The sequence below is a fragment of the Kribbella shirazensis genome, from assembly GCF_011761605.1.
GTDB classification, from domain to species: domain Bacteria; phylum Actinomycetota; class Actinomycetes; order Propionibacteriales; family Kribbellaceae; genus Kribbella; species Kribbella shirazensis.
This window is the reverse complement of the sequence record NZ_JAASRO010000001.1, coordinates 2,986,434-3,007,623: the sequence shown is the minus strand read 5'-3', so window position 1 is coordinate 3,007,623 and position 21,190 is coordinate 2,986,434. Positions and strand designations below refer to the sequence as shown.

The 21,190-nt window shown below is 68.4% G+C and carries 20 protein-coding genes; 13 read left to right on the top strand and 7 right to left on the bottom strand.

The genetic code is table 11. The features are described from left to right. Nucleotides 1-45 precede the first annotated feature (45 nt). The 4 genes from BJY22_RS14880 (at nucleotide 46) to BJY22_RS14865 (ending at nucleotide 4,535) form a co-directional block, all read left to right on the top strand. Nucleotides 46-1,320: an ABC transporter substrate-binding protein gene (locus tag BJY22_RS14880; RefSeq protein ID WP_167207209.1), complete on the top strand. Its 1,275-nt coding sequence runs from the start codon at nucleotides 46-48 to the stop codon at nucleotides 1,318-1,320. A 118-nt stretch (nucleotides 1,321-1,438) separates the two neighbouring features. Next, complete coding sequence (locus BJY22_RS14875) at nucleotides 1,439-2,386, top strand: carbohydrate ABC transporter permease (protein WP_202891116.1); 948 nt, start codon at nucleotides 1,439-1,441, stop codon at nucleotides 2,384-2,386. After that, nucleotides 2,379-3,224 (top strand): carbohydrate ABC transporter permease, encoded by an 846-nt coding sequence (locus BJY22_RS14870; RefSeq protein ID WP_167207207.1) that lies wholly within the window; start codon nucleotides 2,379-2,381, stop codon nucleotides 3,222-3,224. The genes BJY22_RS14875 and BJY22_RS14870 overlap by 8 nt, the downstream gene beginning before the upstream one ends. Before the next feature lie 18 nt (nucleotides 3,225-3,242). Further along, nucleotides 3,243-4,535: an alpha-L-fucosidase gene (locus BJY22_RS14865; protein ID WP_167207205.1), complete on the top strand. Its 1,293-nt coding sequence runs from the start codon at nucleotides 3,243-3,245 to the stop codon at nucleotides 4,533-4,535. Between the two features lie 169 nt (nucleotides 4,536-4,704). Here BJY22_RS14865 and BJY22_RS14860 read toward each other — a convergent pair whose 3' ends face one another. Both BJY22_RS14860 and BJY22_RS14855 read right to left on the bottom strand, forming a co-directional pair. Further along, entirely contained in the window at nucleotides 4,705-5,208 is a 504-nt protein-coding gene (locus tag BJY22_RS14860) for a MaoC family dehydratase (RefSeq protein ID WP_167207202.1), read from the bottom strand. A gap of 121 nt (nucleotides 5,209-5,329) precedes the next feature. Then, nucleotides 5,330-5,863, bottom strand: a complete 534-nt coding sequence (locus tag BJY22_RS14855; protein WP_167207200.1) for a YflT domain-containing protein — start codon at nucleotides 5,861-5,863, stop codon at nucleotides 5,330-5,332. 77 nt (nucleotides 5,864-5,940) lie between these two features. Here BJY22_RS14855 and BJY22_RS14850 point away from each other — a divergent pair, with 77 nt between their 5' ends. Together BJY22_RS14850 and BJY22_RS14845 are read left to right on the top strand one after the other, a co-directional pair. Then, on the top strand, nucleotides 5,941-7,047 hold the full coding sequence (locus BJY22_RS14850; protein ID WP_167207198.1) for a magnesium and cobalt transport protein CorA: 1,107 nt from the start codon (nucleotides 5,941-5,943) through the stop codon (nucleotides 7,045-7,047). Between the two features lie 197 nt (nucleotides 7,048-7,244). Next, nucleotides 7,245-8,261, top strand: coding sequence for a winged helix-turn-helix domain-containing protein (locus BJY22_RS14845; protein WP_167207196.1), 1,017 nt, complete (start codon nucleotides 7,245-7,247; stop codon nucleotides 8,259-8,261). A gap of 242 nt (nucleotides 8,262-8,503) precedes the next feature. Here the strand turns inward: BJY22_RS14845 and BJY22_RS14840 are convergent, their stop codons facing one another. Together BJY22_RS14840 and BJY22_RS14835 are read right to left on the bottom strand one after the other, a co-directional pair. Beyond that, nucleotides 8,504-9,694: an acyl-CoA dehydrogenase family protein gene (locus BJY22_RS14840; protein WP_167207194.1), complete on the bottom strand. Its 1,191-nt coding sequence runs from the start codon at nucleotides 9,692-9,694 to the stop codon at nucleotides 8,504-8,506. 107 nt (nucleotides 9,695-9,801) lie between these two features. After that, nucleotides 9,802-11,244 carry a protein kinase domain-containing protein gene (locus BJY22_RS14835; RefSeq protein ID WP_167207192.1) on the bottom strand — a complete coding sequence of 481 codons (1,443 nt, stop codon included), beginning with the start codon at nucleotides 11,242-11,244 and terminating at the stop codon, nucleotides 9,802-9,804. A 120-nt stretch (nucleotides 11,245-11,364) separates the two neighbouring features. Between BJY22_RS14835 and BJY22_RS14830 the strand changes: the two genes are divergently transcribed. Beyond that, complete coding sequence (locus BJY22_RS14830; RefSeq protein WP_167207190.1) at nucleotides 11,365-12,015, top strand: peptidylprolyl isomerase; 651 nt, start codon at nucleotides 11,365-11,367, stop codon at nucleotides 12,013-12,015. A gap of 49 nt (nucleotides 12,016-12,064) precedes the next feature. On the opposite strand, the gene BJY22_RS14825 is transcribed toward BJY22_RS14830, so the two are convergent. Together BJY22_RS14825 and BJY22_RS14820 are read right to left on the bottom strand one after the other, a co-directional pair. Next, nucleotides 12,065-13,795, bottom strand: coding sequence for a sialidase family protein (locus BJY22_RS14825; RefSeq protein ID WP_167207188.1), 1,731 nt, complete (start codon nucleotides 13,793-13,795; stop codon nucleotides 12,065-12,067). A gap of 88 nt (nucleotides 13,796-13,883) precedes the next feature. Further along, a complete protein-coding gene (locus BJY22_RS14820; RefSeq protein ID WP_167207186.1) occupies nucleotides 13,884-14,843 on the bottom strand; it encodes an HpcH/HpaI aldolase/citrate lyase family protein in 960 nt (319 codons plus the stop codon). Between the two features lie 125 nt (nucleotides 14,844-14,968). Here BJY22_RS14820 and BJY22_RS14815 point away from each other — a divergent pair, with 125 nt between their 5' ends. Next, nucleotides 14,969-15,532: a hypothetical protein gene (locus tag BJY22_RS14815; protein WP_337758690.1), complete on the top strand. Its 564-nt coding sequence runs from the start codon at nucleotides 14,969-14,971 to the stop codon at nucleotides 15,530-15,532. On the opposite strand, the gene BJY22_RS14810 is transcribed toward BJY22_RS14815, so the two are convergent. After that, complete coding sequence (locus tag BJY22_RS14810; protein ID WP_167207184.1) at nucleotides 15,529-16,497, bottom strand: helix-turn-helix domain-containing protein; 969 nt, start codon at nucleotides 16,495-16,497, stop codon at nucleotides 15,529-15,531. The two genes, BJY22_RS14815 and BJY22_RS14810, sit on opposite strands and share 4 nt — an antisense overlap. Before the next feature lie 88 nt (nucleotides 16,498-16,585). On the opposite strand from BJY22_RS14810, the gene BJY22_RS14805 reads away from it, so the two are divergent. From BJY22_RS14805 to BJY22_RS14785, 5 genes are all read left to right on the top strand, one after another. Next, nucleotides 16,586-17,884 (top strand): magnesium transporter MgtE N-terminal domain-containing protein, encoded by a 1,299-nt coding sequence (locus tag BJY22_RS14805; RefSeq protein WP_167207182.1) that lies wholly within the window; start codon nucleotides 16,586-16,588, stop codon nucleotides 17,882-17,884. Beyond that, nucleotides 17,874-18,452, top strand: coding sequence for a DUF1003 domain-containing protein (locus BJY22_RS14800; protein ID WP_167207180.1), 579 nt, complete (start codon nucleotides 17,874-17,876; stop codon nucleotides 18,450-18,452). Before BJY22_RS14805 ends, BJY22_RS14800 begins: the two co-directional genes overlap by 11 nt. 40 nt (nucleotides 18,453-18,492) lie before the next feature. Next, nucleotides 18,493-19,386, top strand: a complete 894-nt coding sequence (gene htpX / locus BJY22_RS14795; RefSeq protein ID WP_167207178.1) for a zinc metalloprotease HtpX — start codon at nucleotides 18,493-18,495, stop codon at nucleotides 19,384-19,386. Between the two features lie 4 nt (nucleotides 19,387-19,390). Then, complete coding sequence (pspAB, locus tag BJY22_RS14790) at nucleotides 19,391-19,954, top strand: PspA-associated protein PspAB (RefSeq protein WP_167207176.1); 564 nt, start codon at nucleotides 19,391-19,393, stop codon at nucleotides 19,952-19,954. Nucleotides 19,955-20,031: 77 nt separating this feature from the next. Further along, a complete protein-coding gene (locus BJY22_RS14785) occupies nucleotides 20,032-21,180 on the top strand; it encodes an Mrp/NBP35 family ATP-binding protein (protein ID WP_167207174.1) in 1,149 nt (382 codons plus the stop codon). Nucleotides 21,181-21,190: the final 10 nt, after the last annotated feature.

Sequence of the window (21,190 nt, the reverse complement as noted above, 5' to 3'; positions counted from 1 at the left end):
TCGACATATTGATCGGATGACTCAAAGATTTCCTTGGAGGTCAGGATGAGAGCAACACCAGCGCGGGCACGCCGCTGGCTCACCGCCGCCGGTGCGGTGCTGGCCCTGACCGCCGTAGCCGCCTGCGGCGGCGGTGGCGGCGGCGGTAGCGACAGCGGGTCCGGATCGGCCGACAAGGCCGACTTGACCTGGCAGTTCTGGATCGGCGGCACCGAGGACCAGGCGGCCTGGCAGAAGGTCGCCGACCAGGCGCACACCGACCACCCGGGGATCACCGTCAAGCTGCAGGGCGCCGACTGGAACAACTACTGGTCGAAGATCGGCACCCTGCTCGCCAGCGGCAAGGCCCCCTGCATCATCGGCATGCAGTCGCTGCGCCTGGCGTCGTACGCGAACGCGATGCTGCCGCTCGACGACCTGATGCAGAAGTACGGGCTGAAGACCGAGGACTTCGACAAGCCGATCATGGACGGCCTGAAGTCCGACGGGAAGCAGATCGCGATCCCGTACGACTCCGGCCCGATGGTGATCTTCTACAACAAGGACCTGTTCAAGGCGGCCGGCGTACCGGATCCGAAGCCGGGCTGGACGATGGACGAGTTCAAGGCGGCCGCGAAGAAGCTCACGACCGGGGGCCGGACCGGCCTGGTGACGACGCCCGGAGATCTCGGCGTGGCTTCCTGGGTGCGCACCATGACCGGTGCGGAGCCGCTGGCCGACGGCAAGCTGAACCTCACCGACTCCAAGTTCACCGACGGGTTCAAGGGCTGGGCCGACTTCGTCCGGACCGACAAGATCGCGCCGCAGGTGCCGTCCGGCAGCACCGACTTCGAGACCACGCAGTTCGTCTCCGGCAAGTCGGCGATGCAGCTGAACGGGCCGTGGTCGCTGATCGACACCCTGGGCAAGGTCAAGTTCAACCTCGGCATCGCGCCGATCCCGGCCGGTCCGGACGGTTCCAAGACGTTCACCGCGGGTTCCGGCTTCGGCATCTCCCGGTCGTGCAAGACACCGGACGCCGCGTTCCAGGCGATCATGTCGATGACGAGTGAGAAGCCGCTGACCACGCTGGCCGCGGCCGGCCGCGCGTACCCGGCCCGGATCGCCGCGCACCCGGCCTGGTTCACCGCCGCGAAGATCCCGGAGGCCAAGGAGGTCATCGACTACGCGTCGGAGAACTCGGTCCCGCTGGTCACGTCCAAGAACTGGGTCCAGGTCAACGACCTGCTCACCCGGTTCGGCACCCAGGTGCTGAACGGTGAGGTCCCACCGGAGCAGGCGCTCAAGACCATCCAGGACCAGGCGGGCGCAGGGTCCTGATGACCGTGCACATGCCACACCTCCGGCGCGGCGGGTCATGGGGCTGTAACTCCCGTCCTTCCCTCGTCGCTCCGGTCGCTTCGCTCCCTGCGCTCCTCAGTCCAGGACGGGAGGCCCCATGACCGCCACCGACACCACTGAAGCCCCTCCCGGTGTGCCGCCTGACAGGGCGCGCCGGGCGGGGCGGCCGCCCGCGTTGCGGCGGGACGGCCGGTACGCGTCGGTCTTCCTGGCTCCGAGCCTCGGCGGACTGGCGTTGTTCACGCTGTTCCCCACCGCGATGGCACTGGGGATCAGCCTGTTCGACTGGCCGGTGTTCGGCGAGCGCAAGTTCCTCGGCATCGAGAACTACACCCAGCTGCTGAGCGATCCGGTGTTCCGCCGCGTGGTGCTGAACACGACGCTGTTCGTCGTGCTGTACGTACCGCTGAACGTGGTCGTCTCGCTCGGGCTGGCGACCTGGCTCGGGCCGAAGATCAAGGGCCGGCAGGCGTTCCGGGTGCTGTTCTTCATCCCGGTGATGACGCCGATGGTCGCGAACGTGATGGTCTGGCGGCTGCTGTTCCAGCCCGGCGGACTGCTCGACAGCGGTCTGCAGAGCTGGTTCGGGATCAACGCCCCGAACTTCCTCGGCTCCTCGGACTGGGCGATGCCGGCGATCGTGGCGATGTCGATCTGGCAGGGGTTCGGGTACAACTTCCTGGTCTTCTCGGCCGCGCTCGACCAGGTGCCGCAGTCGCAGCTGGAGTCGGCTCAGATCGACGGCGCCGGACCGTTCCAGCGGTTCCGGTACGTCACCTGGCCGATGATCACGCCGTCGCTGTTCTTCGCCACCACGATGACGCTGATCACGTCGTTCCAGGTGTTCGCGCAGCCGTTCATCCTGACCCAGGGCGGTCCGGGCGTGTCCACGCAGACGATCGTCATGTACGTCTACAACCAGGGCTGGCAGTTCCTCAGCATGGGATTGGCGTCGGCGGCCGGGTGGGTGTTGTTCGTGATCATCATGGGCATCACCGCGATCCAGTTCGTCGGCCAGCGGAAGTGGGTGAACTACGATGTCTGAGACCTCCGCCACCGCACGCCGGTTCCGTAGCGGCGTCTCGCACGTGTTGCTGATCCTCGTGGCGATCCTGTTCCTCGGCCCGCTGGTGTACGCCGTCTCCACGTCGCTGAAGCCCGCGGACGAGGTGTTCACACCGACTCCCGAGCTGTTCGGGTCCGAGATCCGCTGGCAGAACTACGCCGACGCGTTCACGTTCGCGCCGTTCGGCCGGTACTTCCTGAACAGCCTCTTCGTGGCGGTCGTCGGCACCCTGGTCGTGGTGGTTGCCTCGAGCATGTCGGCGTACGCCTTCGCGCGGCTGAAATTCAGGGGCCGGGAGCAACTGTTCGTGCTGTTCCTCGGGACGCTGATGGTGCCGCAGGAGGTGCTGATCGTTCCGATGTACTGGCTGATGCAGTCGCTCGGCTGGGTGGACAGCTACTGGGCGCTGATCCTGCCGTGGGCGTTCACCGCGTTCGGCACCTTCCTGCTGCGGCAGTTCTTCCTGACCGTCCCGGCCGAGTTGGAGGAGGCGGCCAGGGTGGACGGGTGCGGTCCGTTCGGATCGTTCCTGCGGATCATGCTGCCGCTCGCGCGGCCCGCGATCGCCGTACTGACCGTCTTCACCTTCATCAGCTTCTGGGGCAGTTTCCTGTGGCCGCTGATCATCGTGAACAGCGTCGAGGCCAAGGGCACCGTCCCGCTCGGCCTGGCCCAGTTCATCGGCCAGCAGGGCACCCAGTGGAACCTGATGATGGCGGCGTCGGTGCTGGCCATGGTGCCCACCGTGCTGCTCGTCGTCCTGTTGCAGAAACACCTCGTCCGCGGTCTGCTCGTCACCGGGCTGGGCGGCCGTTGATTCCTAAGGAGAAATGAGATGACCGACGCGCCTCCCGCGCATGCTGTCGAGAAGTTCCGTGACTGGCGGTTCGGCCTCTTCGTCCACTGGGGCCTGTACTCGCTGCCGGCCCGCCACGAGTGGGTGAAGAACCGCGAACGGCTGACCGACGAGGACTACCAGCCGTACTTCGACCATTTCGAGCCGGATCTGTACGACCCGCGCAAGTGGGCCCGCGCGGCGCGTGAGGCCGGCATGCGGTACGCCGTACTCACGACCAAGCACCACGAGGGGTTCTGCCTGTGGGACTCGCAGGTGTCCGACTACACGGTCGCCAAGACCGCGTGGGGCAAGGACCTCGTCGGCCCGTTCGTCGAGGCGTGCCGCGCCGAGGGACTCGGGGTCGGGTTCTACCACTCGCTGATCGACTGGCACCACCCGGAGTTCCCGATCGACGTCGTGCACCCGCAGCGCGACGACGAGGAGGCCAAGGCCAAGGCGGCCGGGCGGGACATCCAGGTGTACGCCGACTACTTGCACGCCCAGACCCGCGAGCTGCTGACGAACTACGGCCCGATCGACATCATGTGGTTCGACTTCTCGTACCCGAACCACACCTACCCCGACGGGTCACCGGGTCACGGCAAGGGCCGGGACGACTGGCGGTCGGAGGAACTGATGGCGATGGTCCGGGAGCTGCAGCCGGACATCCTGATCAACGACCGGCTGGACATCCCGGGCGACTTCGTGACGCCGGAGCAGTACCAGCCGGACGCCCCGATGCAGCGCGACGGCGTACCGGTCCTGTGGGAGGCGTGCCAGACGCTCAACGGCAGCTGGGGATACGACCGGGACAACCTGGACTGGAAGTCACCCGAGTTGCTGGTGAAGATGCTCGTCGACTCGGTGTCCAAGGACGGCAACCTGCTGCTCAACGTCGGCCCGACCGGGCGGGGTGAGTTCGATCCGCGGGCGCTGGCGACGCTGGCGTCGATCGGCGAGTGGATGCGGCTGCACGAGCGGTCCATCCGCGGCGCGCGTCCGGCGGAGTACACCGCGCCGGACGACTGCCGGTTCACCCAGAAGGGCAATCGGCTGTACCTGCACCTGTTCTCCTGGCCGATGGGTCACGTCCACCTGCACGGTCTGGCCGGCAAGGTCAAGTACGCCCAGCTCCTGAACGACGCGTCCGAGATCAAGCGGATCGTCAACGACCCGCACCAGCAGGCCCAGAACACCACGATGGGCGGCGTCTCCTCCGAGACCCTGACCCTGAAACTCCCGATCCAGAAACCGAACGTCCTGGTCCCGGTGATCGAACTGTTCCTCTAGACGCTTCTGGTGGGTTGACGTCCGAGATGCAGGGTTTGCGACCGGGATGCGAGTGGCAAACCCTGCATCCGGGTGGTCGACCCACGAGATGCGGAGGGGCTGGAGCCGGCGGGGCGTCAGCCGGTGGTGGGGCAGCCGGTGGTGGGGCGGCCGGCGGACGGTAGGGCGGCTAGCTGGTGGGGGTGGGGCGGGCGGGTTGTTCGCCGCCGCGGGCTTCGAGGTAGTTGTTCTTCGGGACCATGACCTTGCGGCGGAAGAGGCACACGACGGTGCCGTCCTGCTTGTAGCCCTTGGTCTCCACGTAGACGACGCCGCGGTCGTCCTTGGACTTGGACTCCCACTTGTCCAGGACGACCGTCTCGCCGTAGATCGTGTCGCCGTGGAACGTCGGCGCGACGTGCCGCAGGGACTCGATCTCCAGGTTCGCGATCGCCTTGCCGCTGACGTCCGGCACCGACATGCCGAGCAGGATCGAGTAGATGTAGTTGCCGACCACAACGTTCTTGCCGAACTGGGTGGTCTCCTGCGCGTAGTGCGTGTCCAGGTGCAGCGGATGGTGGTTCATCGTGAGCAGGCAGAACAGGTGGTCGTCGTACTCCGTCACCGTCTTGCCCGGCCAGTGCTTGTAGACCGCGCCGACCTCGAACTCCTCGTAACTGCGCCCGAACTGCATCCCGGTTCCTCCTCGCTCTGGATTCCCCATGCTGCCGGGTCCGGGCGCATCCGGACCGTGGTCTGGCTCTCACCGGCGGGAGAGATAGGTCACCTCCCGGCGGGCCAGGACACCCGCCCGCTCAGTCGGTGGGTCGCGGGGCCGACTGCTGGTGCTCCGGAAGCAGCGGGTGGACCTCACCCTTGAGCGCCAGCTTGGCCAGGTGGTTGCGCGCCTCCTCGGCGAACTTGAAGTCGCAGAGGACGTCGTACGTCGTGGCGACGACCGCGGTCCGCGATGTGAAGTCCCGGCGGCCGGCGGACTGCGCGTAGCCGAGGCCGCCGAACACCATCCCGAAGAACGCGCCCAGCACCACACCGGTGAGCAGCGCGGCCAGGAAGTTGCCTTGGGTGAACATTCCCAGCAGCAGACCGACGAACAGGCCGAACCAGGCGCCGCTGGCCAGGCCGGCGGTCAGCGCCCGGCCCCAGGTGAGCCGGCCGGTGATCTTCTCGACCTGACGGAGGTTGTTACCGACGATGGTCGTGTGCTCGACCGGGAACTTCTCGTCCGAGAGGTAGTCGACGGCGCGCTGCGCCTCCCGGTAGGTGTCGTACGTCCCGATCGTCAGGCCGGTCGGCCTGGGGTCCATCGAGGGCATGCCCTGGGTGGTCATCGTCGTTCCTCTCCACGTGCTTCCAACCCCCATCATTGCCGACGGCTGGTTACCACGTCTTGATAGCCTCGCCGGTGATGACCGGGCGACGGTGGGACATGGGCGCGACACGCCGGATGGGACGGGTGTTCGCCCGGCGCGCCGGCGGTGCCGGCCGCCCGCAGGACGAGGTCGTCACCGGCAAGCTCGAAGGCGCCCTGGTCGACTGGGGACTGTACCGGGACGGCGTCCGTGACCGGCGGGTCGATTCGTACACCGAGGCCCTGGACCGGGCTCGCCGGGGGCAGGGGTTCGTCTGGATCGGACTGTTCCAGCCGACCGACCACCAGCTCGCGATCATCGGTGCCGAGTTCGGCCTGCACCCGCTGGCGCTCGAGGACGCGTCCGAGGCGCACCAACGGCCGAAGCTGGAGCGGTACGGCGACACGCTGTTCGCCGTGTTCAAGACCGTTACCTACGTCCCGCACCACGACCTGACCGCCACCAGCGAGGTCGTCGCGACCGGTGAGGTCATGGTGTTCTGCGGACCCGGCTTCGTGGTCACGGTCCGGCACGGTGAGCACAGCGAGTTGGCGGGCCTGCGCCAGGAGCTGGAGCGGGAGCCGGAACGGCTGGCCACCGGTCCGGGCGCGGTGCTGCATGCGATCGCGGACCACGTGGTGGACCGGTACCTGGAGGTCGCGGACGCCGTACAGGCCGACATCGACATGATCGAGACGTCGATGTTCTCGCCGCGTGGCTGGCGGAACATCGACCGGGTGTACCAGCTGAAACGCGAGGTGCTGGAGCTCAAACGGGCCGTCGCCCCGCTCACCGGCCCGATGCGCGCGCTGTCGACGCTGCGGCACCCGCTGATCGCCGACGAGACCAAGAACTACTTCCGCGACGTCGACGACCACCTGCAGCGGGTGAAGGAGCAGGTGATCTCGTTCGACGAGCTGCTCAGCTCGATCCTGCAGGCCGGGCTGGCGCAGGTCCAGGTGGCCGAGAACGAGGACATGCGCCGGATCTCGGCGTGGGTGGCGATCCTCGCGGTGCCGACGATGATCGCGGGTATCTACGGGATGAACTTCGACTACATGCCGGAGTTGCGGATGAAGTACGCGTACTTCGTCGTCCTCGGCGTGATGCTCTCGGCATGTTTCGTCCTTTACCGGCTGTTCAAGCGCAACCACTGGCTCTGAGCGCGCTGTTCGCCCACCGATGAAGGGTGACTTGGCAACCTTTTGCCATGGCCAGGAGTACTCCCCGATTGGAATGTTCAAACAGTTGTCGCGCGATCACCTGCCTTGATTGAATTCCGGAATCGCGTTCGGTCAGGAATTGATTACTTTCCGCGACCGGACGTCGCCCGGGGAGACGAGGACTGGGAGGGGCTGCGGTGCTGCGCATTCATTTCACGCCACGCGACCTGACCCGGATCACGATCGCGACCACCCCGGCGCCGCTGTGGGAGGTGCTGCTGAGTCTGCACATGCTGCAGCACTCGGAGGGGCGGCTGATCTTCGAGGACTGGCGCCGCCGGGTGCGCGCCACCGTCTCGCCGGACCAGATGCGGCTGCTGCTCGAGCTGACGCCGTCGCGGGGCTACTCCCCCGACTTCCTCACTCCGGCCGAGTCTGCCCCGGACTTCGACACCGCGCTGGAGCAGACGCTGGCGACACCGCGGCAACAGGTGCGCAGCCAGCTCGACCTGCTCGCGCAGTACCGGCCGCCGTCGCCGTGGACGCGGGAGCTCGCGCAGGGTGGCCGCTCGTCGATGCAGAAGCTCGGGCAGGCCATCCGGACGTACCACGACGCGGCGATCGCGCCGTACTGGAAGTCGATCGGGACACACGTGTCCGCTGACCACGCCCATCGCGGGGAGGCGCTGGCCCGGCACGGTGTGGACCGATTGCTGTCGTCGCTGCATCCGCGGGTCCGGTGGGTGCCACCGGTCCTGCAGGTGCTGGACATGAACGACCGAGATCTGTATCTCGATGGCAGGGGAATCGAGTTGCAGCCTTCGGCGTTCTGCTGGCAGGTACCGACCAAGCTGCGGGACCCGGATCTCCGACCGATCCTGGTGTACCCGATCCAGCATGCGCCTGGGATCCTGCGGCAGGCGTCGATGGAACCGGCCTCGTCGAGTGACCCGTTGGGTTCACTGCTCGGGTCGACCCGGGCCGCCGCGCTGGAGGCGACCGTCAGCGGGTGCACCACGACGGAGCTGGCGAAACGCTGCAAGATCTCCCCGGCCGCCGCCAGCCATCAGGCGACGGTACTGCGGGAGGCCGGGCTGATCACCACCCGCCGGGCCGGCGCCTCGGTACGCCACGAGATCACGCAGCTGGGCATCTGGCTCCTCGCCGGCCACGGCTCGGGCCGCACCCGTCCCCCGGACCGCGCGCCCGCCTGACCCCACAGCCCCTGCCCCGCCGCGCGCTGGGCCGACCGGCACCGCCCCGCCCGTCGACCCAGCGCGCCGGCCGGTTCTGGAGGGCGTCTGAGCACCCTGCGCCGTAGCGAGCAGGTGCTCGGCGGAGCGCCTCGGTGCGCTGGAGGGAAGGGTTCGATGCGGATCCATCGTGCCCTTTCCTCCAGTGCAGCGAGGTGCCCGCCGAGTGCCGCGCAGTAGGCGCAGGGTGCTCAGACGCCCTCCTACAGCTTGTAGTCCTCCAGCAGGCGGCGGCCGATGATCATCCGCTGGATGTCGGCGGTGCCTTCGCCGATCAGCAGCATCGGCGCCTCGCGGTAGAGGCGTTCGATCTCGTATTCCTTGGAGAAGCCGTAGCCGCCGTGGATGCGGAACGAGTCCTCCACGACCTGGGAGCAGTACTCGCTGGCCAGGTACTTCGCGACGCCCGCCTCGAAGTCGTTGCGGGAGCCGCTGTCCTTCTTCCGGGCCGCCTTCACCATCAGCTCGTGCGCGGCCTCGACCTTCACCGCCATGTCGGCCAGCCGGAACAGCACCGCCTGATGCTCGGCGATCTTCTTGCCGAACGTCTCGCGCTGCTGCGCGTAGGAGATCCCCAGCTCGAACGCCCGGCGCGCCACCCCGCACCCGCGCGCGGCCACGTTCACGCGGCCGACCTCGACGCCGTCCATCATCTGGTAGAAACCCTTGCCCGGTACGCCGCCGAGGATCTGCCCGGCGTCGATCCGGTACCCGTCGAAGACGAGCTCCGTGGTGTCGACGCCCTTGTAGCCCATCTTCTCGATCTTGCCGGGCACGGTCAGGCCCTTGTCGACCTCGCCGAAACCGGGCTCCTTCTCGACCAGGAACGTGGTCATGTTCTTGTAGACCGAGTCCTGTCCCTCGTCGGTCTTCACGAGTACGGCGACCAGGTTCGACGAACCGCCGTTGGTCAGCCACATCTTCTGGCCGTTGACGACGTAGCCGTCCCCGTCCTTCGTGGCCTTGGTCTTGATCGCGGCGACGTCGGACCCGCACCCCGGCTCGGACATCGAGAACGCGCCGCGGACCTCGCCGGTGGCCATCCGCGGCAGGTACTTCTGCTTCTGCTCGTCGGTCCCGTGCTGGAGCAGCATGTACGCGACGATGAAGTGCGTGTTGATGATGCCGGAGACGCTCATCCAGCCGCGGGCGATCTCCTCCACGCACAGCGCGTAGGTGAGCAGCGATTCGCCGAGTCCGCCGTACTCCTCGGGGATCATCAGCCCGAACAGGCCGAGCTCCTTGAGGCCCTCGACGATCTCGGTCGGGTACTCGTCGCGGTGCTCGAGCTCGGTGGCGACCGGGAGGATCTCCGCCTCGACGAAGGCCCGGACCGTCTTCAGGATCTCCTCCTGGACGTCGGTCAGGCCCTCGGTCTGCTGCAACCTGCTCATCGTGCGCCTCCTTCGGCCGGCTTACCCGCGAGTATCGCGGTTATCAGCATCCCGGCACTACGGGGACACCCGCTGTGACACCGGCCACCTGGTGAAGGTCGCGTGGCTCACTCGTCGTTGTCGCCGCCGTCGCCGTCGCGGTTGTCCCCGTCGCCGTTGCCGCCGTCGCCGGGCCGGGGCAGCGAGCGCCCGATGGTCGCGAACAGCGTGACGATCTCCTGCGTCGGCTGCCAGCGGTTGCGTTGCTGCGCCTCGGCCAGCTTCCGCCTGGCGTCGTAGAAGTGCTGTGCCGCGGCGTTGAGGTCGCCCTGGTCCACTGCCTCGGCGGCCTTGTCCAGGTCCCGCGCAGCCTCGCGTGGCGCCTTGCTGCGGCTGTCCTGCTGGGTCGCACGGACCTGTGCGGCGAGCGTGCGCAGTCGCTGGACCGGGACCGCCCGCGGGTTCTGCGTCTGCTTGGGCGTCTTCGAGGGCGTCGTCTTGGTGGGAGTAGGGCTCGGCTTCGGTGTGGTCTTGGGGGCGACAGTGGCCTTCTGCATCGGCGCGGACGGCGTATCGCCGGCCTGTGCCTTCGGGGCGTCGTTCGTCACGCTCTCGCGCAGCATGAGCAACCCGGTGAGGGCTGCGAGCACCACTGCGACGCCGATGCCCACCTTGGCGAGCGGGAAGGCACGCGCCGGCGCACGGTGCGAGGTGGGCTCGTCCTCCCACTGACCGATGCCGAGTGGCTCCACCGCGAGCACCTGCGTGTTTGCAGCGTTGCTGAGAAGCGCGGCCACCTCCTCTGCCGACGAAGGGCGGTCGGCCGGGTTCTTCGCCAGCAGGTGCGTGACGAGGTTGGCCAGCTCAGCAGGTACGTCGGTCCGCGTGATCTGCGGAGGCGGCGCGTCGAGGTGCTGCCGCATGACCACGTCAACGGTCGGCCCGGAGAAGGGCGGCGTACCGGTCAGAAGCTCGTGCAGGACGCAGCCGAACGAGTACCAGTCGCTGGCCGGAGTGGCTGCCTCTCCACGGACCTGCTCCGGCGCCACGTACGACGCCGTACCGAGCAGGACGCCCAGCCCGGTCGTCTCGTTGCCCGCCCGCTTCGCGATACCGAAGTCGGTCATCTTGAGCGTGCCGTCCGGCGCCAGCAGCAGGTTGCCGGGTTTCACGTCGCGGTGGACGATCCCGGCCTCGTGCGCGGCGTCCAGGGCCCGGGCGCCCTGGGTGGCGATCCGTTCGACCAGCTCGGCGCTGGGAAGTCCCGACGTACGCATCAGCTTGGCGAGGTCCGGGCCCTGCACCAGCTCCATCACGAGGAACACGCGGTCGCCCTCGGTGCCGACGTCGTACGTCGCGACCACGTTCGGATGCGTCAATCGAGCGGCTGATTGAGCCTCGGCGCGGAACCGCTGGAGCGCGTCCATCGGGTCACCTTCGAGGGACCGCAGCAGCTTCACCGCCACCTGGCGGTCGAGGAACGTGTCCTCGGCCTGCCACACCTCACCCGCACCGCCCCTGCCCAGCAGGGTCAGCAACCGGTACCGACCTGCCAGTACCTCGCCGTTCACACAACACACCTTCCGCAGCGGACCGGTTCACCTTAGGCGGGATGCGGCAGCGGATCGAGTCCGCGGGGAAAAGCTTCAGAAAGCTCTGCACAGTGCGATCGGAGTACTACGGTGTGTCGCATGAAGCGATCGATTCCCGCCCTGATCGCGGCCCTCCTGGTCGCGACGACGCTGACCACAACGACCGCCTCCGCCACGCCGAGCCCGAAGCCCGTGGCGAAGTGCGAGTTCACCCCCACCCCCGAGAACCCGGCCGCCAAACCGGTCCGGATCCCGTCCCCGGTCGCCCGCGCGAAGGGCACGGTCGACGTGTACTTCGTGACGAACTACGGACCGTTCGTGGTCCGGATGGACCGGGCGAACGCCCCGTGCGGCGTGCACAACTTCGTGCACCTGGTGAAGAGCCGGTTCTACGACATGACCCAGTGCTTCCGGCTGACGAATTCGGCCCGCCTGGGTGTCCTGCAGTGCGGCGACATCTACCGTCAGGAGGAGGGCGGACCGGGCTACAAGTTCCCCGACGAGGTCACCGGCCAGGAGACCTACCCGCGCGGCACCGTTGCCTACGGCAACCAAGGTCCGGGCACCAACGGCTCGGAGTTCTTCGTCGTGCACTCGTTCGCCAACATCGCCCCGAACTACACGGTCCTCGGCCACGTGATCGCCGGCATGTCCACCTTCGACCGCATGGTCGCCGCCGGCATCGCCGACCCCGACCAGGACGGCCCACCCGCCAAGCCCATCCACATCTACAAGGTCTGGACCCGCTGAGCCGCACCGTCGAGGGCAGCCGGCCGCCGGCCGGCTGCCCTCGCCCGTCTCAGTCCGCGGTCGGGTCGGCGACCGCGATCCCCCAGATGTCGGTGTTGCCGAAGGTGGGCGGACAGGCGGTGCCAGGTGCCGGCACCGCGATCGGCGTACCGACGACCAGCGACTGACGGTAGGCGTCGATGGCCGGGCAGTCCGCCGCATCGCGGGTGTCGTTCCAGACCAGGACGCCGGACGATTCGGTCGCCACCGCGTAGTTGTAGTCACCGAGGAACTCGAAGGCGAGCCCGTTGGCGCTTGATGCGCGGGCATCACCGACCGCACCGCGATGCAGGGTGGTGAACGGACCCGTCGACGAGTTCGCGTGCCGTACGACGCCGAGCATCGGCCGCGGAGCCGCCGTCGTCGTCTGCCACGGCGCCAGGAACGCGTTGTAGGTCAGGTAGACGTCCTGCCCGTCGGGCGAGATCGCGATCGCGGGCTGGTTGGCCCGGTCCGCGCCCTGACTGGCGATCGTGCGGCCGGTGTAGCTGTTACCGCCGTTCGTCGAGTGGATGACGTACGCGCGCTCGTTGTTCGTCCCTGCCGAGTCGTCGGACCAGGTGACGACGATCTCGTCCGTCGCGGTCGCCCCCGTCGGCGCACCGTTGGCGATGTCGATGCTCGGGAACGTGTTGGTCCGCGCTCCTGCCACACCGTCGATGGTGAACCGGCCCTGGACCGGGTCGAACTGACCGATGTTCGTCACGATCGTGATCGGCCGCGGCCGCTCGAACGTCCGGCCGCCGTCGAAGGATCGGGCTTGGAAGAACACACCCTGCCGGGTCCGGATGTCGGTGCCGACCCAGACGACGTACACGGTCCCGGTGCTGTCGGTGCGGATCGCGCAGCCCTGCCGGCCACCGGTCTGTGCGTTGTTCGTCGCGGGAGAGAGTTGCTTGTTCCGCCAGGTCAGCCCGCCGTCGCTGGACGCCGCGAACAGCACGGGTTCCGGCGCTCCGGCACCGACGCCGCGGAAGCCGACGTTGCAGACGTAGACGTTGCCGAAGAAGTCGCTCGATGCGGCGTTGTCGGCCCAGATCTGCTCCTTGTCGGAGAACAGCGCCGAGTTCTGCCTGGTCACGACGACCGGATCGGACCACGCGGCGTTGACGCCGGCCAGCGCGTCCGCGAGGCGGTTGCCGGGACCTGTCGCGTCCAGATGTGACACCGTGATCGCCGCGGCGCCCCGGAAGCCGGGGTTGCCGGGGAACGGAGTCGTCAGCGAGCTGTAGTACAACCTGGAACCGTTGGTCCAGGAGAAGCCGCCGTCGGCGCCTCGGCGCGGCCCGAAGGCCAGCTCGGGATCGCCGTTGGAGACCATCCCGTTCTCGAAGAAGTTCGGTAATGTCCCGATCGGTCCGACCCGCGGCACACAGGCCGCCGGTCCGAGGCAGTGCCGGGCCGACCAGCCCGTGTACGTCGGCTGGACCCAGCTCTGGCCGCCGTTCGTCGAGAACGTGATGCCGGTGACTCCGACGCCCGCGGTGAACGGGCAGGTCGTCGGATCGCCCGCGGCACAGGCCTCCAGATCGATGTTGTCGTTGGCGCCCGAGGCGAGCAGCGACGGCTGGTGAGCATCGACCGCGAGGCCAGGCTCGTTCTGCTTGTTCTGCGAGAAGGGCGTCGACGGACTGCCGACGGTGACCTCTGTATCTGCGCCCGGCTGCGCGGAAGCCAGCCCGGTCCCGGTCAGGGCCAGGCAGGCGACCGTAGCCAGGACCATGGCGCGTGGACGGCGCATGGCCCCTCCTGAGGATCACGGTCCCCCGAGGAATCGGACCTTTCCGGCCTACTCCCGCGCCGATCCGAACACAAGGCCTCGGCCCGGCTCAGTCCGCCGGGGGCTGCCAGATGTCGGTGCGGGTGAGGCCGGCGGCGCGGCCCTTGGCGGAGATGACCAGGGCCATCTTGCGGCTGGCCTCGTCGATCATCTCGTCGCCGAGCATCACCGCGCCGCGACCGCCGCCGGCGGCCGACGTGTAGTGGTCGTAGGCGTCGAGGATGTTCTCGGCGTGGTCGTAGTCCTCCTGGCGCGGCGAGTACACCTCGTTCGCGGCGGCGATCTGGTCCGGGTGCAGCACCCACTTGCCGTCGAAGCCCAGCGCGGCCGAGCGGCCCGCGACGCGACGGAAGCCGTCGACGTCCTTGATCTGCAGGTACGGGCCGTCGATCGCCTGCTTGCCGTGCGCCCGCGCGGCCATCAGGATCTGCATCAGGATGTAGTGGTACGCGTCGCCGACGTCGTACCCGGGCGGCTGCTCGCCGACCACCAGCGACTTCATGTTGATCGACGCCATGAAGTCCGCCGGGCCGAAGATGATCGTCTCCACCCGCGGCGACGCGGTGGCGATCGCGTTGACGTTGGTGAGTCCGAGCGCGTTCTCGATCTGCGCCTCGATCCCGATCCGGCCGGGCTCGTACCCGTGCACCTTCTCCAGCTGGGTGAGCAGCAGGTCGAGGGCGACCACCTGCTCGGCGGTCTGCACCTTCGGCAGCATGATGCAGTCGAGGTTCGCGCCGGCGCCGCCGACGACCTCGATCACGTCGGCGTACGTCCACTCGGTGGTCCAGTCGTTCACCCGGACGACGCGCAGCTTGTTGCCCCAGCCGCCCTCGTTGAGCGCGGCGACGATGTTCTTCCGGGCGTCCGGCTTGGCGATCGGCGCGACAGAGTCCTCGAGGTCCAGGAACACCTGGTCGGCGTCCAGCCCCTTCGCCTTGGCCAGGAACCGCGGGTTGGACCCGGGCGTGGCCAGGCAGGACCGCCTGCTGCGCAACTGTTCCGTCATTCGTCGACCTCCGCTCGGTTACCCACCGGTCACCGGCAGCGTACGGCGTCCGTCGCGGCTGTTCCGGTGACCCGGCTCACTTCGCTGGCGAGTGTGTCCCGATTCACCGTGTGACACTTGGACCTGTGAGCAACGAGCAGGCTGTCCCTGACAACGCCACGGAGAATGCCATGGAGAGCGCCGAGGTGATCGCCGGCGTCATGAAGAAGGCCGGGCTCGTCTGGCTGGCGTGGGACGGCAAGCGGCCGGCGCCTGCCTGGTTCGCCACCGTCGACGGGCAGTACGTCGTCCTCGCCGACCCGGCCGACGGCGCGGAACAGCCCCTGCCCGGACTCGCTACGGCACGCTCGGTGGAGGTCGTCGTACCGGCCAAGCCTGCTACGCAACGGCTGGCGAGCTGGACGGCGACGGTACGGCGGCTCGAGCCCGGCACCGACGAGTGGACGGCAGCCGCGCAGGTGCTACGGACCGAGCGGCTGAACGCAGCGGACCTGGACACCCAACTGGAGCGCTGGCGTGCTGAGGCGGACATCCTCGTCCTCGCCCCCACAGGTGAGATCACCGAGTCGACCGGACGGTACGACGCCACACCGCGGGCCGAGGCTCCGGTACCGACCAGAGCCACCACTCGCGGCAAGCCGCCGATGACGCTGCACCGTCCAGTGCGCCGCCGCCCGAAGCTGAGTTAGAGCCAGCCGCGGTCCCGCGCGTGCCAGCCCAACTGCAGCCGAGAGCGGGAGTGAGTCTGTTCCATCAGTTGCTGGACCCGTCTGGCGACAGTACGTCGACTGATGCCGAGCCGCGCACCTGCCGCGTCATCAGTGAGCCCAGCAACCAGCAACGACAGGAGGTGCCTGTCCTCGGCAGACATCGCCTCCTCGGGCTCCAGACCGTCCGACTCGGTCACGGACAGCGGGCTGGCCCTGTTCCACACTGTCTCGAACAGCGCGACCAATGCGTCGAGCAGACTGCACGGATGCACCAGCAGCGCTGCGTCCTGTGCCGGCGTCGCCCAGTCCAGAGGAAGCAGTGCCAGCTCGTGGTCCGCGATCGCCAGCTTGGTCGGCAGTATGTCGGCGATCCGGGCCTGCTCCCCCGCCCGGACGTGGCTGACCGCACTGGCCGCCAGCACCGCGTCAGCTAGGGCAGAGCTGTCGTAGACCACCCGATACGCCACACCAGCGCCCTGCCTGGCCAGCTGCGTACTGTTCACCTCGGCCGAGGCGACGTACGGCGGGGCGACCAGCTCACGCATCTCGGTACGGGCCGTCCGCTGTACACGGTCGAACGCCAGACCGACCGCGGTCTCGCCGGTGACGATCTCGATCAGCTCCTCGGTCCGCCGCTCACCGCCCTGCGTGGTTGCCTCCGCCGCCAGCCGGTACGCCGCTTTGCGGACCCGCTCGAACTCCTCCTCCTGCCGCTGGATCAGCTGCTCCACGGCAAGCTCCGGAGGCGCCGGCACGATCAGCTCAGCGGGTGGCGGCGTGCGGTGCACGAAACCTTCGGTCTGCAGTACGTCGACCGCACGCTGTACCTCTGGCACCGATCGGCCGAGCCGACCGGCCAGGTCCCCCAGTGACGCGGCGCCGCGCCGGATCAGTTCCAGGTACGCCGTTTCCTCGTCCGCTCCCAGCCCGCTGGATGCCGGCATCCCCACCCCACTCCGCTGTCGCCCGAGGAACAAAAGTCTACGAAGCGACCTCAGCCGAGACTCCCTTCCGGCGGGTTAGCCTTCGGACATGACCGGATCGCCGTCGCGTGTGTACGTCGCCCGCCTCGCGGGGCTGCCGGTCTACGACCCGAACGGCGACCAGGTCGGCAAGATCCGGGACGTGGTCGCCATGATGCGCCAGGGCGGCCAGCCGCCGCGGGTGCTCGGTCTGGTGGTCGAGGTGTTCACCCGGCGCCGCATCTTCCTGCCGATGACCCGGGTCACCTCTGTCGACGTCGGCCACGTCATCACGACCGGACTGCTCAACATGCGGCGCTTCGAGCAGCGCACGACCGAAGTACTCGTGCTGGGTGAGTTGCTCGACCGGACCGTCACCATCGCCGACACCGGTGCGACCGCGGTCGTGTTCGACATGGCCATGGAGCAGTGGCGGACCCGTGACTGGATGCTGACGAAGGTCGCGGTGCGGGAAGGCTCCAAACGGTTCCGGCGGCGCGGACAGACCCATGTACTCGACTGGACCGACGTCAGCGGGTTCACCCAGGTGGAAGAGGGGCAGGGCGCGACACACATCCTGGCTGCCTTCGAGTCGATGCGTGCGGCGGACCTGGCCGGCGTACTGCACGACCTGTCCGCCAAGCGCCGCAAGGAGATCGCGGCGGCGCTGGACGACGAGCGGCTGGCCGACGTACTCGAAGAGCTCCCGGAGGACATCCAGGTCGAGATCCTCGCCGGTCTGGACACGGAACGCGCCGCGGACGTGCTGGAGGAGATGTCCCCGGATGACGCGGCGGACCTGGTCGCAGAGCTGCCGACGGACACAGCTGAACGCCTGCTGACGCTGATGGAGCCAGAGGAAGCAGAAGACGTACGGCGGCTGCTGACATACGAGGAGCACACAGCCGGCGGTCTGATGACGTCCGAGCCGGTCATCCTGCCCGCGGACGCGACTGTGGCCGATGCGCTGGCCCACGTACGTAACGCCGACCTGAGTCCCGCACTGGCCGCCATGATCTACGTCTGCCGTCCACCGCTGGAGACACCGACCGGACGGTTCATCGGCATCGGCCACATCCAGAGGCTCCTCCGCGAGCCCCCGTCCGAGCTGGTGTCCGCCGTACTGGACACGGACCTCGACGGGCTGCGGCCGGACGACAGCCTGCACACGGTCAGCAAGTACCTGGCGACGTACAACCTGGTCGCCGCGCCAGTGCTCGACGACGAAGGACGCCTGCTCGGTGCGGTGACGGTGGACGACGTACTCGACCACCTGCTGCCCGACGACTGGCGTGAACACGACCATCCCGATCAGCCCGATCAGCCCGATCAGCCCGAGCCGCAGGAGGTGGACCACGATGCCACGTGACGACCGCAGCACCGACGACCGCCGCCCGCGCAGCAGTACGACCGAGGAGCGGCGCCGGTCCTCGGACGAGCGCCGGCTGTTCCGCGGCACGACGCGGCTCGACGTACCGCGGGAGTGGCGGCGGACGTTCGTACCGCGGCCGACGTACGACGCGGACGCGTTCGGCCGGCTGTCCGAGCGGATCGCGCGCTTCCTCGGCACCGGGCAGTTCCTGGTCTACATGACCGGGACGATCCTGTTCTGGGTCGGCTGGAACATCTTCGCCCCGCAGCACCTGCGCTTCGACGAGTACCCGTTCATCTTCCTCACGCTGGCGCTCAGCCTGCAGGCGTCGTACGCCGCCCCGCTCATCCTGCTCGCGCAGAACAGGCAGGAGGCCCGCGACCGGGTGCAGTACGAACGCGACCGCGACGTCGACGCGCGGACCCGGGCGGACATGGAGTTCCTGGCCCGCGAGATGGCGTCGCTGCGGATGGCGGTCGGCGAGGTCGCCACCCGCGACTTCCTGCGTTCCGAGCTCCGTTCGCTGCTCGCCGACCTCGACACGCGCGAGGAAGACCGGGTTTGAGTCCGAGCTACCCTCGCTAGCAGGTGAGAGAGGACGTGGCATGAAGACTCGATTCGCCCCCGATCGTGGGTTGTCCCGCCGGATGCTGGTGACCAGCTTCCTGCTCGGGCTGCTGTACGTCGGCTTCGTGGCGTTGCTGATCGCGCTGACCAAGAGCGCGGTCCTGGCCGTGGTGATCGCGGGCGGCATGCTCTTCGTGCAGTACTGGTTCTCCGACCGGATCGCGCTGTTCGCGATGGGCGGGCGGATCGTCACGCCCGAGGAAGCGCCGCAACTGCACGGCGCGATCGACCGGCTGTGTGCCCTGGCAGACATGCCGAAGCCACGGGTCGCGATCGCCGACGTCGACCTGCCGAACGCGTTCGCCACCGGCCGCAACCCGAAGAACGCGGTCGTCTGCGTCACCACCGGCGTCATGCGCCGGCTGGACCCGGACGAGCTCGAGGGCGTGCTGTCGCACGAGCTCTCGCACGTCGCGCACCGGGACGTCGCGGTGATGACGATCGCCTCGTTCCTCGGCGTACTAGCCGGCCTCATCACCCGCTTCGGCCTGTACGGCGGCCTCGGACGGAACCGCGACCAGAACGCGGCGCTCGTGGTCCTGACGATCGTCGCGGTGTCGATCGCCGTCTACGCGATCTCGTTCGTGCTCACCCGGGCGCTGTCGCGGTACCGCGAACTCGCCGCCGACCGGGCCGGCGCGATGCTCACCGGCAGACCGTCCACCCTCGCGTCGGCGTTGACGAAGATCAGCGGGGACATTGCCCGGATCCCGTCACGCGACCTGCGCCAGGCGCAGGCGTTCAACGCGTTCTTCTTCGCTCCGGCGATCTCGGGCAAGAGCGTCTCGTCGCTGTTCTCCACGCACCCGTCGCTCGAGACACGCCTCGACCGCCTCGGTACGCTCTCCCGCGAGCTGGGCGAGCAAGCTTAGACACATGGGCCTACTTGACATCCTGCTCGGCCGGAGCAAAGCCGTCCCGCCGAACCTCGACCAGCTGTTCTCGCTTCCGTCGGCCGCGATCACCTTGGAGACCGCGGCCGGCTACCGTCCGACGGGCAGTGGTTCGGTCTGCTTCAAGGCGGCCGAGGGCGGTGGCTTTACGACCCTGCGCGAGGAGGTCGACAAGCTGCTCGCGCTGGACAACGGCAAGTTCAGCAGTACGACGGACTCGTACGGCTTCACCTGGCTGGTCCGGCAGACGGCCCCGGACGACCTGGAAACCCTGGTCACCGACCTGCACGCCGTCAACACGTCCTTGGTCGACGCCGGCTTCGGCAACACCCTGCTCTGCACGCTGGTCGCCTTCACCAACGGTACGGACTCCCTGGGCCTGGTCTACCTGTACAAACGCGGCTCCTGGTACCCGTTCGTCCCGGTCGGCACCGACCGCCGCGACAACGCCAAGGAACTCCAGATCAAGTCGGTCGTCGGCTCCGACCTCAACTTCGAGCAGGACCTCTCCCGCTGGTTCCCGGTCTACGGAGCCCCGGGCCTGTGAAGTAAGGGTTACCTTCCCGGAGGTACGTCACACGGACCGCGGTCGGGCGATGTGGGGTGAGCACGTAGCCTTGGGACATGGCTGCTCCCACTGCTGATCAGGTGACCACGGCGCTCGGTGGTGTGCTGGACCCGGAGATCAAGAAACCGATCACCGATCTCGGCATGGTCGAGTCCGTCGTCGTCCGTGAGGACGGCGTAGTCGTCGTGCGCGTGCTGCTGACCGTCGCCGGCTGTCCGATGAAGGACACGCTGCGCCGCGACGTCACGGCCGCGGTGAGCAAGCTCGACGGCGTCACGGGGGTCGAGGTCGACCTGGGCGTGATGTCCGCGGAGCAGCGGGCGGCGCTGCAGACCCAGCTGCGCGGTGGCGTGGCCGAGAAGGAGATCCCGTTCTCCCGGCCGGACTCGCTGACCAAGGTGTTCGCGATCGCCTCCGGCAAGGGCGGCGTGGGCAAGTCCTCGGTGACGGTGAACCTGGCTGTCGCGATGGCCCGCCAGGGCCTGTCGGTCGGCGTCCTGGACGCCGACATCTACGGCCACTCGGTGCCGGCGATGCTCGGCGTCGCGGACGAGCGGCCGACCGCGGTGGACGACATGATCATGCCGGTGCCCGCGCACGGCCTGAAGGTGATCTCGATCGGCATGCTGAAGCCGAAGCGCGACCAGGTGGTCGCGTGGCGCGGCCCGATCCTGGACCGCGCGCTGGTGCAGATGCTCGCGGACGTGTACTGGGGCGACCTCGACGTACTGCTCCTCGACCTGCCGCCGGGCACCGGTGACATCGCGATCTCGGTCGGTCAGCGGCTTACCAGCGCCGAGGTGATCGTCGTGACCACGCCGCAGGAGGCCGCCGCGGAGGTGGCCGAGCGGGCCGGCACGATGGCGCAGATGGTGCACCAGCGCGTCGCCGGTGTGGTGGAGAACATGTCGTTCCTGCCCTGCCCGCACTGCGGTCCCGAGCACCGGATCGAGATCTTCGGCAGCGGCGGCGGCACCCGGGTCGCGGAGACCCTGTCCGCACGCCTCGGGTACAAGATCCCGCTGCTCGGCGAGATCCCGCTGGACGAGCGCCTGCGCTCCGGCGGCGACCTCGGCCTGCCGCTCGCCGGGGCCGACCCGGAGGCACCGGCGGCACAGGTCCTGGACAAGATCGCCTCCACCCTCGGCGGCAAGCCCCGCGGCCTCCTCGGCCGGCAACTCGGACTCTCCCCCGTCGGTCGCTGAAACCCCTTCG

What these genes read in the sequence shown, in the direction of transcription:
- BJY22_RS14820 (WP_167207186.1), bottom strand. Translation starts at nt 14,843, where the DNA reads ATGACGGAACAGTTGCGCAGCAGGCGGTCCTGCCTGGCCACGCCCGGG.
- BJY22_RS14800 (WP_167207180.1), top strand. Translation starts at nt 17,874, where the DNA reads ATGCCACGTGACGACCGCAGCACCGACGACCGCCGCCCGCGCAGCAGT.
- pspAB (WP_167207176.1), top strand. Translation starts at nt 19,391, where the DNA reads ATGGGCCTACTTGACATCCTGCTCGGCCGGAGCAAAGCCGTCCCGCCG.
- BJY22_RS14805 (WP_167207182.1), top strand. Translation starts at nt 16,586, where the DNA reads ATGACCGGATCGCCGTCGCGTGTGTACGTCGCCCGCCTCGCGGGGCTG.
- BJY22_RS14850 (WP_167207198.1), top strand. Translation starts at nt 5,941, where the DNA reads ATGACCGGGCGACGGTGGGACATGGGCGCGACACGCCGGATGGGACGG.
- BJY22_RS14865 (WP_167207205.1), top strand. Translation starts at nt 3,243, where the DNA reads ATGACCGACGCGCCTCCCGCGCATGCTGTCGAGAAGTTCCGTGACTGG.
- BJY22_RS14870 (WP_167207207.1), top strand. Translation starts at nt 2,379, where the DNA reads ATGTCTGAGACCTCCGCCACCGCACGCCGGTTCCGTAGCGGCGTCTCG.
- BJY22_RS14830 (WP_167207190.1), top strand. Translation starts at nt 11,365, where the DNA reads ATGAAGCGATCGATTCCCGCCCTGATCGCGGCCCTCCTGGTCGCGACG.
- BJY22_RS14880 (WP_167207209.1), top strand. Translation starts at nt 46, where the DNA reads ATGAGAGCAACACCAGCGCGGGCACGCCGCTGGCTCACCGCCGCCGGT.
- BJY22_RS14860 (WP_167207202.1), bottom strand. Translation starts at nt 5,208, where the DNA reads ATGCAGTTCGGGCGCAGTTACGAGGAGTTCGAGGTCGGCGCGGTCTAC.
- htpX (WP_167207178.1), top strand. Translation starts at nt 18,493, where the DNA reads ATGAAGACTCGATTCGCCCCCGATCGTGGGTTGTCCCGCCGGATGCTG.
- BJY22_RS14785 (WP_167207174.1), top strand. Translation starts at nt 20,032, where the DNA reads ATGGCTGCTCCCACTGCTGATCAGGTGACCACGGCGCTCGGTGGTGTG.
- BJY22_RS14825 (WP_167207188.1), bottom strand. Translation starts at nt 13,795, where the DNA reads ATGCGCCGTCCACGCGCCATGGTCCTGGCTACGGTCGCCTGCCTGGCC.
- BJY22_RS14810 (WP_167207184.1), bottom strand. Translation starts at nt 16,497, where the DNA reads ATGCCGGCATCCAGCGGGCTGGGAGCGGACGAGGAAACGGCGTACCTG.
- BJY22_RS14875 (WP_202891116.1), top strand. Translation starts at nt 1,439, where the DNA reads ATGACCGCCACCGACACCACTGAAGCCCCTCCCGGTGTGCCGCCTGAC.
- BJY22_RS14840 (WP_167207194.1), bottom strand. Translation starts at nt 9,694, where the DNA reads ATGAGCAGGTTGCAGCAGACCGAGGGCCTGACCGACGTCCAGGAGGAG.
- BJY22_RS14855 (WP_167207200.1), bottom strand. Translation starts at nt 5,863, where the DNA reads ATGACCACCCAGGGCATGCCCTCGATGGACCCCAGGCCGACCGGCCTG.